We start from the raw sequence: 17,226 nt of genomic DNA on the forward strand, positions 1-17,226 counted from the left end.
GGAGGTTTGAAATGGGCAAAACTATACGCTTCGGAGTGTCTCTGGATTCAGATCTGTTGGAGAAATTCGATAAGCTTTGTGATGAAAAAAGTTATCAGACCCGCTCTGAGGCCATCAGAGATCTGATCCGTAATATGCTGGTAGAAAAAGAATGGGATGAGACTGATGGCGAAATGGCCGGAACTCTTTCTCTTGTTTATGATCATCACCAAAGCGGTCTCTCTCAGAGACTGACTGAACTACAGCACGACAGTCATGATCTCATCATGTCCACTCTTCATGTGCATCTCGATCATGACAATTGTCTGGAAGTTCTTGTTCTTAAAGGTGACGGGAAAGAAATTAAAGAATTGGCACATAGACTTATTTCCACCAAAGGGGTTAAGCACGGCAAACTCGGGCTTACCACAACCGGTGAAACTCTCGTATAACGGGCTTTAGAATATATAAGGCATCAGCGCAGCGATGCCGTTGGAGTAAAATGGAAGACGTTCAAAACAGTCCATCTCAGGTAGCTATGTCCATAGACAGGGTCGGTGTGCGTGACCTAACTCTCCCTCTTGTTGTGCGAGATAGGGCGGCTGAATGCCAGCATACCATGGCCAAGGTTGCTCTTTCTGTAGATTTGCCGGCCCACTTTAAGGGCACACATATGAGCCGGTTTATCGAAGCTCTTGAAGATTGGACCGAGGAATTGGATTATAAGAGTTTCTTTAATCTGTTGAATGATATTTTGAGAAGACTCGAAGCTAGAAGTGCACATGCAAAATTGTGCTTTCCATTTTGCTTGAAAAAAACATCTCCTGTGAGCGGGCGCAAGGGTTTCATGAGCTACGATTGCTCTGTGGAAGGCGAGCTTGTTGGCGGGCAGTTGGAGTTCACCTTGGGAGTTAAGGTTCCTGTGATGACCGTTTGCCCTTGTTCAAAAGCTATCAGTGATGAAGGAGCACATAGCCAGCGAGCTGTGGTCCATATAAAGACGCGCTCGAAGGGATTTGTCTGGCTGGAGGATCTGATTGAGATTGCAGAGGCATCCGGATCGTCGCAGGTCTATTCTCTTCTTAAGCGTGAAGATGAAAAGTACGTAACAGAGAAATCTTTTTCAAATCCTACGTTTGTTGAAGATGTAGTAAGAAATGCCGCTAACGGTTTGGAAAAACAGCCTAAAATTTCATGGTACAAAGTAGACGTTGAAAGTTTTGAATCAATTCACAATCATTGTGCCTTTGCAAGTATTGAAAAAAAATAAATCGTACTTATATTCTATGTACAGGGGAAAGCGGGGCAACTGCCCCACTGCTCTCCGCCACACAGCCGCTGTTGCTTCCTTAATTGGTCAAGCTATGGCGGCGACTTTTTGGGATAGATTAAAATATTATTGAATCTTTTCAAAAATAATTCGCATCTTTTTAATCCTGTTTCTGTTGGCTGAAAAGTCTGAGTAGCCGATCCTAGATGCTGACCGAATTTGAATCTCGCTTTTATCCTCTTCATAAAAACATTCCAGATCATCAACAAACTTCATTATGCTGCTGGTGAATTCTGCGTGAAGGTATGGACCTTCTCGCTGCACAACTTTTGCTCCGCTCATTTGCTCGATGCTTTCTGCAAGAGTTTTCATTACGATCTCTATGTCGCCGTGCGCTTTTAGGGGAGCAACTTTATGCTCATCATCAATTGCCTGCGAGGACACGCAGTTCGGGCTTTTCGGGCATGTTGCAAATTTTCCATTTTTAATACCTAGGTTCTTAGGCTTACTTGCTGAGCATGCTGAAATAAAAAGTGTCGCCAGCAAAACTAAACCGCAGAGTATAATTAATTTATATGTCATTTTGAGATTTTAGATGAATTATGAAGGAATAAGCAAGTCTTGTTGTTTAGATTAAAATCAATAAAAAAGGGTCGGCAGAAAATTCTGCCGACCCTTTTAAAATTTATAAAACTTAAAAATTATTTGGATTCAACTGCATAAGGCCAACCGTCCTGACCATTAGTAAGAACAAACAAACGGTAAGATGGAATTCCATTGGAAGCCAGGTAGTTAACGGTACGTTCAGCGCCGCCTTTACCACGTGGGCAGATTACAACTACGGGTTCGTTGCTATTTTTGAGCTGGGAAATGGTGTCATTCAGCTTGGCAGTGTCTTCACCTGATTTTACAGGGTAAGCGTAAGTGGCAATAGCGTTTTTGATGTGGTGATCTTTGAAGTCTTCTGCAAGCTGAATATCTACGATACTGATCGCAGCATTCTGGTCCAATGCTTTTTGTAGGGACTCGGCGTTCATGTAATTATATTCATCTTTCATGGCAAAAGCAGTGCTAGCCAAGACGAGGATCATAAGAATAGCAGAACAAACACTTAAAACTTTTTTGGGCGCAAACATAGTATTCTCCTTTGAAATTACAGGCAGTTGATGCGCACTTATAGAATTCCAGAGAGAAAAGGTCCAATATTTAATATTGATAGATGTGGAGAGTATAGATCAGGAACATCTATGAATGTGAAGGTCGTGAAGTGCAGAACTTCTTATGCGAGCAGGGAAATTTATCAAATTATATAAAGTTATGAACAATCTGTGGAAAAGATTGTTCATAACTCTTAGTCACGCCAAAGCAGAGTGCATAATAATGCACTCATTTTGTAGGTGATGTGAAAAACGGGGAGTTTATTTGAACGGGTTCGTTCTAACGCAGAAAGATCCTTCTTTGAGCATGTCAGCGATGCTTATTTCATCTAGAGCTACGTACATAGCCTTGCTTGCTTTAATCCATACTTCACGGGTCGGGCAGTCTTCTATGCGCTGGCAGAGTGTGTCATTATCTAAACATTCCACAAGTCCAATATCGCCTTCAAGGGATCTGACTATGGCTCCGACTGAAATGTCGCTCGGGGCCATGGCTAAGGTGTGTCCGCCTCCGGGACCGCGCTTACTGGAAATGAATCCAGCCTTTTTGAGCTCCCGTATTAGCTTCTCAAGATATTTTGTGGATAACCCCTGACGTTGTGCAATATCGCTGATACGAACGGGGCCACCTTCGCAGTGCATGGCAATATCGAGCATCATTCTTGTTCCGTATCGGCTTCTTGTGGTTAGTCTCATGGCGGGTTCCTTGTGTTTTTTTGTCAGCATTAGGAAAGTAACGCCGTGCGGTCAAGTGCCAAAGTTGAATTAAGTTGAAAATATACTAGATCGTTTTCAAGCGCGCTGAAAGCAGTATTTCTTGAAAATATAAAAAAAGATTGCAACCTTGAGATTTGTTGAATAGAAACGTATATTGGGAAGTTCGCGCGGCATTAGTCAGCGCTGAAAAAATGACCTAATTGGAGAATATTATGAGCCCGAATAGTACCGGGAAGAAAGAGTTTGATGTAATTATCGTAGGCGGCGGTCCGGCAGGACTTTTCGCTGCATACTACCTTGGTGAAAATACTGATCTCGATGTTCTTGTCATCGAAAAAGGTAAACAACCGCTTAAACGGAACTGTCCTATTACCGGAGATCAGGAATGCATTAAATGCAAACCCTGTAATATTCTTTCCGGTGTTGGCGGGGCTGGTTTGTTTTCCGATGGAAAGTTGAACTACATCCATAAACTCGGGAAAACAGACTTAACCCAGTTCATGTCTGTTGAAAAAGCCAAAGATCTCATCAACGAAACTGAAGATATTTTTAACCGTTTCAATATGGACGGGAAAGTATTTCCGACTGATATGGAAGCAGCTAAAGATATTCGTAAAAATGCTCTAAAGAACGGCATTGATTTACTTTTGATTAAACAAAAACATCTGGGAAGTGATAACCTTCCGAATCACATTGCGGCTATGGCTGAATATGTGAAAGGGTGTGGAGTTACTTTCCACACTTCTGAAGATGTTAAAGATATTTTGATTGAAGACGGTGCTCTTGCCGGGGTTATTACAAATCGTGGTGAATATCGCGCTAAAAATGTAATTCTCGCTCCGGGAAGAGTTGGGTCTGAGTGGATGGGATCACTTGCTAAAAGACATGATCTCGCTATCACTCAGCGCGGTATTGAAGTTGGAGTACGTGTTGAAGTTCCCGCAGATATTATGCGTGACCTTTGTGACGTTATTTACGATCCGACATTTTTCATCCGTACTAATACTTATGATGATCAGGTTCGCACATTCTGTACAAATCAGGGCGGTTTTATTGCTCTGGAAAATTATCAGGATTTCGTTTGCGTCAATGGTCATGCATATATGGGTAAAAAATCTGAAAACACCAACTTCGCATTTCTTTCAAAGGTAGTGCTCGAAGAGCCTGTTACAGATAACCATGCGTATGGCGAATCTATTGGTAAGCTTGCTACTATTATTGGTGGCGGTAAACCTATCCTTCAGCGTTTTGGCGATTTGAAAAGAGGGCGTCGTTCGACTTGGAACAGGGTGCGCAATAGTTTCATTGAGCCTACCATGAAGAATGTCACATGTGGTGATATCGCAATGGCTCTACCCGAGCGTATTGTCAGAAACCTCATTGAAGGGCTGGAAAAACTGAATGAAGTTATTCCAGGTGTAGCTAACGAAGAAACACTGCTTTATGCTCCTGAGATTAAATTTTTCTCAACTCAGGTAGAAACAAGTCCTCAGCTTGAAACAGCTTTCGAAGGTCTATTTGTCGCTGGCGACGGTCCAGGGGTTGCGGGTAATATTGTATCTGCTTCCGCTACAGGGATTATTCCTGCTAAAGAAATAACCCGCAGAAACAGTTAGTATCAGTTACTGAAGTAATCTCTCTTAGGCCTCCGCATACACTGTATGCGGAGGCCTTTTTTATTTTATTTTTATTTTAACGGTTTCTAGCTGTCCTCTTCTCTTTTGATGACACGTATTACCTGGTATGCTACTGATTTTTAAGTATTCAACAATATTTCAAACTCAGAGGCCCGAATATGGTTAATGGACCCATGCAAGAAAAACAGTCTGCCAGTGTTATATTTGTTTTACTGATTTCCGCCGCAGCGGCACTGGGTGGATTTCTTTTTGGATTTGATACGGCTGTTATTAATGGGGCTGTAGTTGCTCTGGGAGAGCATTTTAATGTTGGACCTGTTCTTGTGGGGATGTCGGTTTCACTTGCTCTTGTCGGATCAGCGGTCGGGGCTTTAGGGTCCGGCGCAATTTCTGAGCGCTATGGGCGCGTAAGGCCGATGCTTTTTGCCGCACTTCTTTTTACAGCAAGCGGTATTGGGTCGGGATTTCCGATAACCATCTGGGATTTTATTTTATGGCGTTTTGTCGGCGGCGTCGGAATCGGTTTGGCTAGTGCCATTACCCCCGCCTATATTGCGGAAATTTCTCCAGCAGAGCTTCGTGGGCGGTTTGGGTCCTTGCAGCAGTTAGCTATTGTTACAGGGATTTTTGTTGCAATGCTCAGCAACTATATGTTGGTGAAATTTGCAGGAGGCTCCGCTGACATGGAACTTTGGATGGGAGCTGAAACGTGGCGCTGGATGTTCTGGGCCGAAGTTCCTCCTGCATTGCTCTATGGTTTTGCTGCTCTGATGATACCGGAATCTCCACGCTATTTGATTGGAACCGGGCGCGAACGGGAAGCTGAGTCGGTGCTTAGAAGGGTTCTAGGCGAATCCGTTTTGGAAAAAATTGAAGAAATCAAATTGACTCTTAAAGTTGAGAGCGGGACTTCATTTGCTGATTTAAAAGGGCGCTACGGGCTTTCCCCTATTATATGGGTTGGACTGGGACTTTCTGTTTTACAGCAGTTTGTCGGAATTAACGTGATCTTTTATTATGGTAGTATGTTGTGGCGCAGTGTTGGATTTACAGAAGAAAACTCACTCTGGATTACAGTCGTTACGGGCGTTGTAAATATTGTAACAACGTTGGTGGCGATTGCTTTTATTGATCGTGTAGGGCGTAAGCCATTGCTCCTACTCGGTTCGGCTGGCATGTTTGTAAGTCTCGGCTTGCTGGCGTTTCTTTTTGCTAGTGCTCCGCTCGATGCCATGGGAAATCCTGCTCTGTCTGGAGGGGCGGCTACGACCGCGCTGATATCTGCTAATGTTTACGTTTTTTGTTTTGGATTCTCATGGGGGCCTGTTGTCTGGGTTTTGCTCGGGGAAATGTTCAACAACAGGGTCAGAGCTTCGGCATTGGCTCTCGGGGCAGGCGCTCAGTGGATAGCGAACTTCATGGTTTCAGCCTCATTTCCTTCACTTGTGAAATGGGCCGGACTAGGCATAACTTACTCTATGTATGCATTTTTTGCCGCAATTTCGTTTTTCTTTGTGATGTTTGTAGTGAACGAGACACGCGGGAAAGAGCTTGAGGATATGGAGTAGCAGGCAATAAAAGTTAACTTCCATATTGACTTTGTGTCATTTCATTGACAGTGATTATGTAAGCTTTTGTTTAAATAGTCTTTTAGCGTTCATTTGGCAGTCAGGCCATGGTAGTGCGGAATGGCTTTTTGCCAGTATGTGTAGAATAATTTTCGGAGACTAGATGGCTCTTAATTTAGACGGAATAATTGGCAATAGTATCGCCCTCAAGGATGTGTTTAAAATCCTTGGAAAAGTTGCACCTACCGATAGTACTGTACTGGTTACAGGTGAGTCTGGCACTGGTAAAGAACTGATAGTTCGTGCGCTTCACCAGAACAGCAAGCGTAAAGGAAAGCCCTTTGTCCCTGTCAACTGTGGAGCTATTCCCGGGGAACTGCTGGAGTCAGAATTATTTGGTCATGAGAAGGGTGCATTCACGCATGCTATTCGCTCACGTCCTGGGCGTTTTGAACTTGCTGATGGCGGAACTATTTTTCTTGATGAGATAGGTGAAATGGACCTTAGCCTACAGGTTAAGATTCTACGCGTATTGCAGGAAAAAGAAATTGAGCGGGTTGGCGGGACTCAGATAAAAAAGGTTGATGTCAGGATTGTAGCTGCAACCAACCGTGATCTTGAAGCTGAAGTTGCTGCCGGAAGATTTCGTGAGGATCTTTTTTACCGTTTAAATGTAATTCCCATGCACCTTCCTCCGCTACGCGATAGAGGCGGGGATGTGCTGGTTTTAGCAAAGCATTTCTTGTCTAAATTCTGTGTGGATAAAGATAGATGTACTATGCAACTTGGCGGTGAGACCGCTGATTTGCTTGTTTCATATTCATGGCCCGGCAATGTTCGCGAGCTTGAAAATTTCATGGAAAGGTTATCCATTCTTTGTGATGAGGATTTGGTGACACCTGAGGATCTGCCAGAAAAAATATTGAGAGATGTTGGCAGGGAGCCCAAAAAGAAAGCGGCTGACCTTGTTCAACCAATGGGTTTTGCATGGCCTACTTTAGATGATATGAAAGAGCATAGCAGTGAAGGTCTTAAGGATTTTCTTGAACAAATTGAGGATAAAATACTCATTGAAGCTTTGCAAAAAACTGGTGGCGTAAAGAATAAGGCTGCTGAGCTTTTAGGAGTTAAACGGACCACGCTCATTGAGAAAATTAAAAAAAGAAAACTGGAAGTTTAAAAGTTTTTAATTTTTATTTGCTGATTTTGCAAGGTAGGCAAGAATATTGCAGAAATACCAGATTGTGATGATCAGCAATTTAACCGGTTTATTCCGGACTCTTTTGATGGCGGCCTTCATTTGGCTCGTCTGCCCTTATCCTGGTTTGGCTATGGAGTATTTTGTAGACACCAAGTCAGACATGGACTCCCTTCGTTTTGTCTTTGACCAAAAGAATCTTTCCGGCACAGTTCGTAGAAGCGGACGTGAAGAACTCACAATTACATTTCCTACCGGGGCATTAAGAGCGGAAAAACTTCCTACTCCTATGTCGTTATCCGGTCTGCGCATTATCAATTCTATCAAAATGGGGCCTAGCTCCCTTGTTATCGGGACTAGAACGACTGGATTCGGTTTCATTCGCATACCGGGTGGAAACGGGGAGATGGTTTTACAATTTTTCCGTGACCCTATCGGCTCAAAATGGCGTACGCCAACTGAAAAAGCAGCGCGGGTTGCTGCAGCTTCTCCTCCACCTGCCGTGATTGAGCAGGACGTCCAACCTCCCATCATTGATGAAATTGATATAGATCCTGAGTCTGAGGGTGAAAGTCTTTATGAAGATGATGAAGTTGCGCCTGTTCAAAATGAAGAAGTTGAATCTGTACAAGACGAAACTGTCTTGCCAGACCCAGTTGTTACGGAACGACCTGTTTCTTCTGTTCCATATACCTACCGTTCGCCCATTTCTAAAGTAGGCCCTGCTGAAGCAGTGGCTGTTGATACATCCCAGGCATCAGCCAGAGCTGGTGGAAGTGTTCGCTCTGAACCCGTGAATGGACCTGTAAGTGGAAGTGTCGGAGGCCAAGTTTCTCCTCCTGATGGTCAGGTGGAAGGTTCTATTACGGGTAGCGTCAGTCCTCCAGAAGTTCAGCCTCCTGACGATATGGTCATAGAAGATGATGGGCCTGATGAATTTGACCCTGAAGCTGGCGGGCCAGATGATGTAGAAGAACAAGTTTTTCCTCAAGCTCAGCCAGAAGGTGCGGTTGTCAGGCGGGTTAGTCCTCCTGTCCAAGACGCAGGTAGCGTTTCCGGTCAAATTTCAAGACCGCCTTCTCAGGCTTCCGGCAGCGTTACTCCTCCTCCGGGGCAGACTTCCGGACAGGTTACTCCTCCGCCGCAGAGTGATTTTATTCCTGCTGCCAATGATGAGTTCCCTGCTGCTGAAGGTGATGATAATTATTACGGTGCTGCTGAAAATGGAACCGATGACGATTTTTACGGTGAAAATGATAACGCAACAGATGATGGCGAATTTGCCGATTTAGCGACCGATGATACTGATGCTTTTCCTGTTGAAGAAGGGGGGCCTGCTGAAGGTGAGGATGGAGAGACGAAAGAACTGACCCTTGAGGAGAAATTAAAAGTAGCAAGAGGGATCATGCTCGTTGCAGAGAGTGCTCTTGAAGAGGGACAAATTCAAGTTGCGCTTGAAGCGTATGAAGAAGTTCTTGTGATGCCTTACCTGACAAAAGATTTGAGAATCAAGGCCCTTTACGGAAAAGCTGAAGCACTCACTGAGCTTCATAAAGATGATCTGCAAAATAATTTCGGCGATGTTTCTAGCTCATGGATGGAAGCCATGAACTCCGATACGAATTCGCCGAACGTTCCGATGGCTTTGCTTAATCTTGGTCTGATTAACTTGAAGGCGGGAAATATGCCGGAAGCCAAGGCGTATTTTAACCTGTTAAAGTCTCAGTATCCGAACGATCTTAATATTCCCTACATTAGCTTTTATTGGGGTGAATATTACTTAGGCATTCAGGAATATGAAAAAGCCGCAGATCAATTTCAAAATCTTGTACAGACTTATCCTGATAGCAAGGTTGTACGCGAAGCTGCCCTTGGACTTGCTAAATCACTTGATGCTTTAGGCTACAACGAACAGTCTTTTCAGATTATTGACTATATAGATAAACGCTGGCCTAGATACTATATTGAAGATCTTGAGTTTTTGCTGATGGCAGCGAATACGCAGAACCGGCTTGGTAAAGTCGATGATGCTAAAGAAAACTATTGGGCATTTTATAATCTAGCACCGGATTCGAAGGAAAATGATATCGTTTTAGCACGCTTAGGTGATATCTATTTGAAAAATGGTGATACTAAAGCCGCAAAAGATCTCTACGAGAAGGCTGCGGAAGATTATCCAGAAGAAGAAGGCGGTCTGGTTTCTATGATGCGCCTTGCGGAAGAAGGCATTTATGATAACCCTGATATGAATCAGATGGATAAGGTCTTTGATCGCCCTTATAATTTAAGACCTCAGAAAATTTATACGCAAATTATTGAAAAACATCCTAATAGCCCTTTGGCTCCTCTTGCCCAGCTCAAGCTTGGAATGTGGTATTATTGGAATAAAAAGTATGGCGAGTGTCTTGGTTCCGTGCAGGACTTTTTGGATAAATATCCAAGGAGCACTTTGCGCACGAAGGCGAGCGAACTCGGGCATAGAGTCTTTGATAAAGCTGTTCCGGAGCTTGTTCAGGATGAAAATTACGGCAGAGTTGTTAAATTCTGGAATTCTTACGGCAAGAAAAATAACGAAGGTGATGGAGTTAACGACGAAACCAGAATGGGTGTAGCTTTAAGTTACTGGAAAAAAGAACAGCCTAATGAAGCTCTGAAACTTATCGATCGCTATCTGACTGAGAAACAGGTTCCAAAGTATTCCGCCATGGCGCTTGATATGGCTCTTGGTATTTATGTTGAGGAACAGGCTTGGAGTAAGGTTACAGAACTGGTAGACCTAGCAAGAAACAATTGGGAGCTCGATCCGAAGCAGAGTGTGCATATTGATTTTGCCAAAGCTATGGCCTTTGAAAATCTTGGCGAAACAGAGCTTAGTACTCCCCTTTGGGCTGGGCTTGCATCCAATTTATTGTTGCCTGAATCTTCACGGGCATATGCCATGTATTATATGGCGAAATCTGCTATGAAGAAGAAAGAGCTGAAAAAAGTTTTTATTTACGCTCAGGAAGCTCTTGCTATGTTGCTTCAAACTGGTGGTGATCGTGAGAAGATTAAAGATTGTATTCTTATGACAATTTTTGCTGCGGAAAGTTCCGGCAGATATAGAGAAGCTCTTAAATGGGCTGCCGAGTATGATAAGTATATCCCGATTTCTGACCCTGAATGGGCGTCTTCCCGTTTCAGGCTGGCGCAGCTTTATGAGAAGGCTGGAGCAATTGAAGAATGGGGAAAACTGATGGAAGAAGTTGCAAAGAAAAGTCCTGATGATCTCTATGGACGTTTGGCTACATCCGCTCTGGCGACTCGTAAAATTGAGCGTGATGCATCAAAATTTGATTCAGGATCGTCTTTTTAATAACCCTAGTTTATTACGGTCATAAAATCTTATAAAGGCAGGTGGATATGGACAGGAAGCCCGTTGTTGCCGGACGTTTTTATACTGATGATCCTCAGGAACTTAAAATAGAAATCGAAAAATATGTTGGCGAACGCACTAAATGTGCAAAGCCTCCGTATGATCGATTGGTTATGCTCCCTCATGCTGGTTACATGTTTTCCGGCGGTACATGCGGTAAAACTTTATCCGAAGCATCGCTTGCTCCTACCGTAATATTGCTCGGTCCTAATCATAGCGGACTCGGAGCTCCTTTATCTGTTTGGGGTCAGGGGTGCTGGGAATTCCCAGGCGGCAAGCTTGAAGTAGCTGACGTTCTTGCGAAAGAGATAATTGAATGCGGCGCTGGGTTTGTTTCAAATGAAGCTGCTCATAGCCGGGAACATTCTCTCGAAGTCCTTATCCCGTTTTTAAAGTATGTAAATCCGAAAACCCGTATTGTTCCAATCTGTGTGTCAGAACGTGCCCCGGGGGTATTGAAAAAAGCTGGTGATGCTCTTGCCGAGATTATTGCTGAAAGCGATGATGAAATCACCATCGTAGTCAGTTCGGATATGAGCCACTTTATTACCGCTGATCAAGCCAAAAAACTTGATTCTATCGCGCTGGAAGCTGTGATTCGCATGGACCCTGAAGGGCTTTACTCTGCTGTGTCTAGCAATGATATAAGCATGTGCGGAGTTCTTCCTATGACTATGGGTATGCATGCCGTTCAAAAGGCGGGTGCCAGTGGCGGACGATTAGTCGAGTACACTAATTCCGGCAAGGTTACTGGCGATTTTGAAAGCGTAGTAGCCTATGCGGGAATCATTATTTCTTAAAAAGTGTTGAACTGTTAAAATATATTTAGCGACTGTTACTGATGTAGCAGTCGCTTTTTTCGTATAAGAATCCATTATAGAGGTTGCCATTCGCCAAAAGCGGCATTATCAGTACTGAGCATCGATTGAAGGTCTGTTTTCGGACTTGCCTTGATTAGACACAATAATGAGTGAAGGATATATATATGAATTTTGAAAATGGCTATGCAATTGGAATTGATACAGGTGGAACTTACACTGATACCGTCATTGTTAAATGTGCGGATTCGAGCGTTGTTGCTACTGCTAAATCTCCTACGACTCACCATAATTTGAGTCTTGGACTTGCCGCCTCTCTTGATAAGGCTCTGGCAGAAAGCGGAATTGAACCTGGTGAGGTAAATCTCGTTTCTGTTTCGACTACTCTTGCTACAAACGCCGTTGTGGAAAATAAGGGCGCTAAGGTTGGACTTTTTATAATCGGGTCCGGCAAAGTTGTCAGGCTTCCAGTTGTTACCGTCCGTTATATTACTGGCGGACATAAAGTAACAGGCGATGAATATGATCCGCTCGATATTGAGTCTTTGGTAGATGGCATCACTGATATGAAAGGGCATGTAGACAGTTACGCTGTCTGTTCAGCCATGAGCATTAAAAATCCAGCTCACGAAGCCATCGCAGAAAAAGCTATATCCATGACTGATCCAAAACCTGTTTTTTGTTCACACCGGATAAGCACTAAAGCAGGACAGAAAGAAAGGGCAGCTACAACCGTATTAAACGCGCGTCTTATGCCTGTGATGAAAGAATTTCTAGAGGGAGTCGGCAAGGCTCTTGATGAACGCAATCTTGGTAAATTAGTGGTGGTCATTCGCGGTAATGCAACTTCTATGAGCATGGAAAAAGCCGTAGAGCGCGCAGCTGACACTTTTGCAAGTGGACCTGCTTCTACAGCTTATTATGGCTGTGTATATTCTCCTGCAAAAGATGCTCTGATTGTTGATGTGGGCGGAACCACCACTGATGTTACTTTAATCAGAAATTCAAAGCCGACCATTCAGGATAGCGGTAGCATCATCGGTGACTGGGAAACCCATGTTGAGGCCGTTGAGATGTTTACTGTCGGCGTGGGCGGGGATAGTTTTTCGCGTATTACTCGTTCTGGTAATCTTGAAGTTGGCCCGGGCAGAGTTGTTCCTTTATGTATGGCGGGAGATATTCCGCTTCCTGATAAATGGCTCGGGAAAGGAAATGATGCGCGTTTGATAAAGATTGGCCCCGCTGTTGTGGAAAATCCTGATGACCAAATTTTAGTTTATCTTGCCGAAAATGGCCCATCTACCTTCGGGCAGATCATGAAAGGGTTGGACATGGTCGAAATGACCCTCGGTACAAAGCTGGAAAAGCTTGTACGTGTTCAGGCTGTTGACGAAGTCGGCTTTACTCCGACTGACGCACTTCATGTTCTAAATAAAATCGATATCGGCAACCGTGAAATGTCTGTTTCGGGTGCTGCTGCTTTGGGTACGGAATTTGATCTTAACGGCGATGAATTTGCTGAAAAAGTTCTGGATGTGACCCGACTAAAAATCGAGAATGCAATGCTTGAGCATATTGTCCGTAAAGAAATTGGTGGCAATATGGCTGGAATCGTTGCGGGGCGCTCAGCTAGTCCGCTAGTGAGATTTGATGTTTCTTTGAACTTACCAATTGTTGGAATTGGAGCTGCTGCTGATTGTCTTTTGTCTGAAGTAGCTGAGAAATTACACACTGAAGCTGTTTATCCTGAACACCATGAGGTCGGAAACGCTCTTGGCGCGGTTAGAATGGCTCTTGATAATATGAACAAAGGGAGCGAATAATGCGTGATGGTAGAAAGCCTTCGGCTTATGAATATTGCCTTGAAGGGGCCAGCGAAAATATTGAGACAGAAGTCGTTCACGGCTGGATTTTTAAAAATGGCAAATGGGTAGCACACGCATGGTGTGAATTTGCGGATAAGGTCATTGATTTGACCGAATCGACTCATTCTATGTCTAAATTTGATTACTATCAAAAATTTATGGTGAGCGATCAGCGTTGTAAAAGATATTCACGCATAGAATTTTTCACCCTTGTTGGTGATGAAAAGCACTACGGACCATATGATAAAGATTTGTTTTATGCTGAAACATCAGACGAAGATCCTATTGATGTGGTCGAGTCTGGCAGAAACAAAGAAGCCTAGACTGCAGTATGAATATTCCCGGTATTTTTATAACAGGAACAGGTACAGACATCGGTAAAACCGTTGTCACAGCAGGCCTAGCGAGGCTTTTTAATAAAGCTGGCGTGAAGGTTTTACCTGTAAAACCAGCCCAATCCGGCGGAGTTCGCCAGCCAAATGGTAAGCTGGGTTCGCCTGATGGGGATGTTTATAAAAGTGCCGGAGCTGAATGGAATGTAGAAATTCAGTGTCCGTATATATTTGAACCTGCCTGTTCTCCTCATTTGGCTGCAAAGCTAGCTGGCGTTGAACTTGATGTCAGCTCTATTGCTGGAAAAGTGAGGTCTCTTGAAGGGAGTGGAACGCTGCTTGTTGAAGGGGCTGGAGGGGTTTTAGTTCCTCTGAACGGGAAAAGCACTATGCTGGACCTGATGAAAGAACTTTCGTACCCTGTTGTCCTTGTTGCCGGAAATAAGCTGGGCACAATCAATGATTCTTTACTTTCTCTGATGGCCTTAAAACAGGCCGGAGTAAAAGTGTGCGGCGTGATTATGACTGCTTGCGAAGGTCCTGCGCCTTCCGAATTCGGTATGGCTGAAGATAATATACGCTCCATAGAAAATTTTTCCGGAGTTAAAGTCTTGTCCTCCATTCCATATATTTCGGACTGGAATGTTGATGAACTTCGTTGCTGGGAAGAAGTAGACCGCGCCCTTTCTGGTATTAATATTAGCTCATTTTAAGATTTATCCCGCATTTCACTGTTTCATTTAATAACCGCACAAGCCTGATTACAGAGCACAAATGAGTAATAACGAACCTATGATTAGCTTTGATCGAGATCACATTTGGCATCCATATACTTCGGCTGTTAATCCGCTAACAGTTTATCCCGTTGCCGGAACTGACGGGGTACGCATTATCCTTGAAGACGGTACAGAGCTTATTGACGGCATGGCTTCATGGTGGTGCGCCATTCACGGGTATAATAATCCTGTGCTCAGCAAAGCTCTTTGCGATCAAGCGCAGAAGATGCCTCATGTAATGTTCGGCGGTCTAACTCACGAGCCGGCTGTTACTCTAGCCCGTAAATTAATAGATCTTTCGCCTGCACCTTTGCAGCATGTGTTTTTTGCAGACTCTGGGTCGGTATCGGTTGAAGTTGCGCTTAAAATGGCGATTCAATACTTTCAGGGAACGGGCCGTACTGAAAAGAATAGGATAATGACCATTCGTAACGGCTATCATGGCGATACGCTCGGATGTATGTCTGTGTGTGATCCAGTAAACGGGATGCATTCCTTATTTTCCTCAGTTTTACCTAAACATATTTTTGCTGAAGCTCCTTCCTGTCGTTACGATGAAGGGTGTACTGATGAAGATTTTGCGGACTTTAAAAGCAAAATTGAATCTCACGCGCATGAGCTTGCGGCTGTTATTCTTGAGCCTGTGGTACAGGGTGCTGGCGGTATGCGTTTTTATTCTCCCGAGTACCTTAAAAGGGTACGCGAAGCGTGTGATGAGCATGACGTTTTACTTATTTGCGATGAGATAGCGACTGGATTTTGCCGTGCCGGGGCTGTGTTTGGCAGTGATCTCGCCGGAATCAGTCCCGATATTATGTGCGTAGGCAAAGCCATAACAGGCGGCTATATGACCCTTGCCGCAACTCTTGCCACTGAGAAAGTCGCTCAAGGGATTTCATCTGATGGTGGGGTTTTCATGCACGGGCCAACTTTCATGGCTAATCCGCTTGCCTGCGCTGTTGCGAATGCATCCTTAGATCTACTTGTTGAAAGTAATTGGGAAGAGCGCATTCCGCAGATCACAACAATGCTTGAAGACGGGTTTTCGCCTTGCGCGAATCTCCCGACTGTAGCTGAGGTTCGATGTCTTGGTACTATAGGTGTTGTTGAGATGAAACAGCCTGTAGATTTGGACGCGATTCAGGCTGAATTTGTGAAGCGGGGCGTTTGGGTGCGGCCTTTCGGGAAGCTTATTTATGTGATGCCTCCTTATGTTATTTCCAACCTTGAGCTTGAAGCTCTCACTTCCGCTATTTGCGAAGTGGTAAGTTTACAGGGGTAAGGTAATTCGATGGACAGACAAGAAAAGCAAGCTATGTGGGATGCAATTAACGCTGGAAAGCCCATAGATAGGCACGTAGCTTTAGCTATTTTAAGAGCTTCGCACGGTGAACTTGCTGAAATTTTACACGCTGCTCACAAAGTGACATCGCTTCGTTTTGGCAAGGAAGTTTCGCTCTGCTCAATTGCCAATGTGCGTAGCGGAAATTGTTCTGAAGATTGTTCATTCTGTGCTCAGTCAAGTCACTTTAAGGGTGTTCCAGCTCCTACGTACCCGCTTATGTCCACTGAGCAGATTAAAGAATGTGCCGAGAAAGGTGGCAAGGCTCCTCTAGAATATTTCAGCTACGTTACCAGCGGAAGAGCGTTAGAAGGTAAGTCACTTAGCCGCGTTTGTGAGGCTGTTTCCGAAATGGAAGCGGATAAGCAAGAGATTAGTTCAGGTGGATTAAATTCTGCGGATGGAAACTTTAAGCATTGCGCTTCACTCGGGTGTTTGAGTTTTGAAAGCTTAAAAAAACTTAAAGAGTCTGGTGTATCTCGTTACCATCATAACCTTGAGGCAGCTGAGAGTTTTTTTCCTGCCGTATGCACTACTCATAGCTATTCAGAAAGAATTGAGACAGTGCGTAATGCTAAAAAGGCGGGACTTGAAGTTTGTTGCGGCGGCTTGCTGGGTCTTGGTGAAAGCCTTGAGCAGCGGGTAGAGCTTGCAGTCGCTATTGCAACCGAGCAGGTTGATTCCATACCTCTCAATTTTCTAGTGCCAATCCCTGGAACTCCGATGGAAAATAACACTCCACTGGAACCGCTTGAGATCTTACTCTCTATTGCAATGTTCCGCCTCGTAAATCCGCACTCTGAAGTCAGAATGGCAGCGGGGCGTGGATCTCTTCGTTCATTGCAATCATTTATTTTTCACGCTGGATGCAATGGACTAATGGTAGGAGATTTTCTAACTGTGTCGGGGCAAGGGCTTGAAAATGACCTTACCATGCTCCGTGATTTAGGACTTACAGTTAAGTAATAGGATAAGTTTAAAATAGAGTTAGATAGTCTTAGATAATTTGCTCAGAGAATTTCAGTGAAGAATTACAAATAGCATTTTATAAAAAAATCTATCCATAAAGAAAAAGATCAAATCCGCGAAATATTTAATCGCAGGTTTGATCTTTTTTAGTTTCTATAGAAAACAAGGTTTAATCTCGGCGCA

The 17,226-nt window shown here is 44.0% G+C and carries 15 protein-coding genes; 12 read left to right on the forward strand and 3 right to left on the reverse strand.

What is annotated here, in order from left to right; genetic code table 11:
* Nucleotides 1-11: 11 nt before the first annotated feature.
* Nucleotides 12-431, forward strand: a complete 420-nt coding sequence (gene nikR, locus BR06_RS0107820; protein WP_031481913.1) for a nickel-responsive transcriptional regulator NikR — start codon at nucleotides 12-14, stop codon at nucleotides 429-431.
* A 50-nt stretch (nucleotides 432-481) separates the two neighbouring features.
* On the forward strand, nucleotides 482-1,249 hold the full coding sequence (gene folE2, locus BR06_RS0107825) for a GTP cyclohydrolase FolE2 (RefSeq protein ID WP_031481914.1): 768 nt from the start codon (nucleotides 482-484) through the stop codon (nucleotides 1,247-1,249).
* 126 nt (nucleotides 1,250-1,375) lie between these two features.
* Here the strand turns inward: folE2 and BR06_RS0107830 are convergent, their stop codons facing one another.
* The 3 genes from BR06_RS0107830 to BR06_RS0107840 form a co-directional block, all read right to left on the reverse strand.
* A complete protein-coding gene (locus tag BR06_RS0107830) occupies nucleotides 1,376-1,831 on the reverse strand; it encodes a DUF1499 domain-containing protein (RefSeq protein ID WP_031481915.1) in 456 nt (151 codons plus the stop codon).
* 119 nt (nucleotides 1,832-1,950) lie between these two features.
* Nucleotides 1,951-2,385 carry a rhodanese-like domain-containing protein gene (locus tag BR06_RS0107835; RefSeq protein ID WP_031481916.1) on the reverse strand — a complete coding sequence of 145 codons (435 nt, stop codon included), beginning with the start codon at nucleotides 2,383-2,385 and terminating at the stop codon, nucleotides 1,951-1,953.
* 282 nt (nucleotides 2,386-2,667) lie between these two features.
* Nucleotides 2,668-3,102 carry an RrF2 family transcriptional regulator gene (locus BR06_RS0107840; protein WP_031481917.1) on the reverse strand — a complete coding sequence of 145 codons (435 nt, stop codon included), beginning with the start codon at nucleotides 3,100-3,102 and terminating at the stop codon, nucleotides 2,668-2,670.
* Between the two features lie 233 nt (nucleotides 3,103-3,335).
* Here BR06_RS0107840 and BR06_RS0107845 point away from each other — a divergent pair, with 233 nt between their 5' ends.
* From BR06_RS0107845 to bioB, 10 genes are all read left to right on the forward strand, one after another.
* A complete protein-coding gene (locus BR06_RS0107845; protein WP_031481918.1) occupies nucleotides 3,336-4,739 on the forward strand; it encodes an NAD(P)/FAD-dependent oxidoreductase in 1,404 nt (467 codons plus the stop codon).
* 179 nt (nucleotides 4,740-4,918) lie between these two features.
* Nucleotides 4,919-6,328, forward strand: coding sequence for a sugar porter family MFS transporter (locus BR06_RS0107850; protein ID WP_031481919.1), 1,410 nt, complete (start codon nucleotides 4,919-4,921; stop codon nucleotides 6,326-6,328).
* A 163-nt stretch (nucleotides 6,329-6,491) separates the two neighbouring features.
* The gene (locus BR06_RS0107855) at nucleotides 6,492-7,508 is read left to right on the forward strand and encodes a sigma-54 interaction domain-containing protein (protein ID WP_031481920.1); all 1,017 of its coding nucleotides are present in this window, start codon (nucleotides 6,492-6,494) and stop codon (nucleotides 7,506-7,508) included.
* A 106-nt stretch (nucleotides 7,509-7,614) separates the two neighbouring features.
* Entirely contained in the window at nucleotides 7,615-10,881 is a 3,267-nt protein-coding gene (locus BR06_RS0107860) for a tetratricopeptide repeat protein (RefSeq protein WP_034602935.1), read from the forward strand.
* 47 nt (nucleotides 10,882-10,928) lie between these two features.
* Complete coding sequence (amrB, locus tag BR06_RS0107865; protein ID WP_031481922.1) at nucleotides 10,929-11,741, forward strand: AmmeMemoRadiSam system protein B; 813 nt, start codon at nucleotides 10,929-10,931, stop codon at nucleotides 11,739-11,741.
* 185 nt (nucleotides 11,742-11,926) lie between these two features.
* Nucleotides 11,927-13,582, forward strand: a complete 1,656-nt coding sequence (locus BR06_RS0107870) for a hydantoinase/oxoprolinase N-terminal domain-containing protein (RefSeq protein ID WP_031481923.1) — start codon at nucleotides 11,927-11,929, stop codon at nucleotides 13,580-13,582.
* On the forward strand, nucleotides 13,582-13,947 hold the full coding sequence (locus BR06_RS0107875; protein WP_031481924.1) for a hypothetical protein: 366 nt from the start codon (nucleotides 13,582-13,584) through the stop codon (nucleotides 13,945-13,947). The genes BR06_RS0107870 and BR06_RS0107875 overlap by 1 nt, the downstream gene beginning before the upstream one ends.
* An 8-nt stretch (nucleotides 13,948-13,955) precedes the next feature.
* On the forward strand, nucleotides 13,956-14,669 hold the full coding sequence (bioD, locus tag BR06_RS0107880) for a dethiobiotin synthase (RefSeq protein WP_031481925.1): 714 nt from the start codon (nucleotides 13,956-13,958) through the stop codon (nucleotides 14,667-14,669).
* A 61-nt stretch (nucleotides 14,670-14,730) separates the two neighbouring features.
* Entirely contained in the window at nucleotides 14,731-16,014 is a 1,284-nt protein-coding gene (gene bioA / locus BR06_RS0107885) for an adenosylmethionine--8-amino-7-oxononanoate transaminase (RefSeq protein ID WP_031481926.1), read from the forward strand.
* A gap of 9 nt (nucleotides 16,015-16,023) precedes the next feature.
* Complete coding sequence (bioB, locus tag BR06_RS0107890; protein WP_031481927.1) at nucleotides 16,024-17,040, forward strand: biotin synthase BioB; 1,017 nt, start codon at nucleotides 16,024-16,026, stop codon at nucleotides 17,038-17,040.
* The last annotated feature ends 186 nt before the right edge of the window (nucleotides 17,041-17,226 follow it).

Source organism: Maridesulfovibrio frigidus DSM 17176 (assembly GCF_000711735.1).
Classification (GTDB): domain Bacteria; phylum Desulfobacterota; class Desulfovibrionia; order Desulfovibrionales; family Desulfovibrionaceae; genus Maridesulfovibrio; species Maridesulfovibrio frigidus.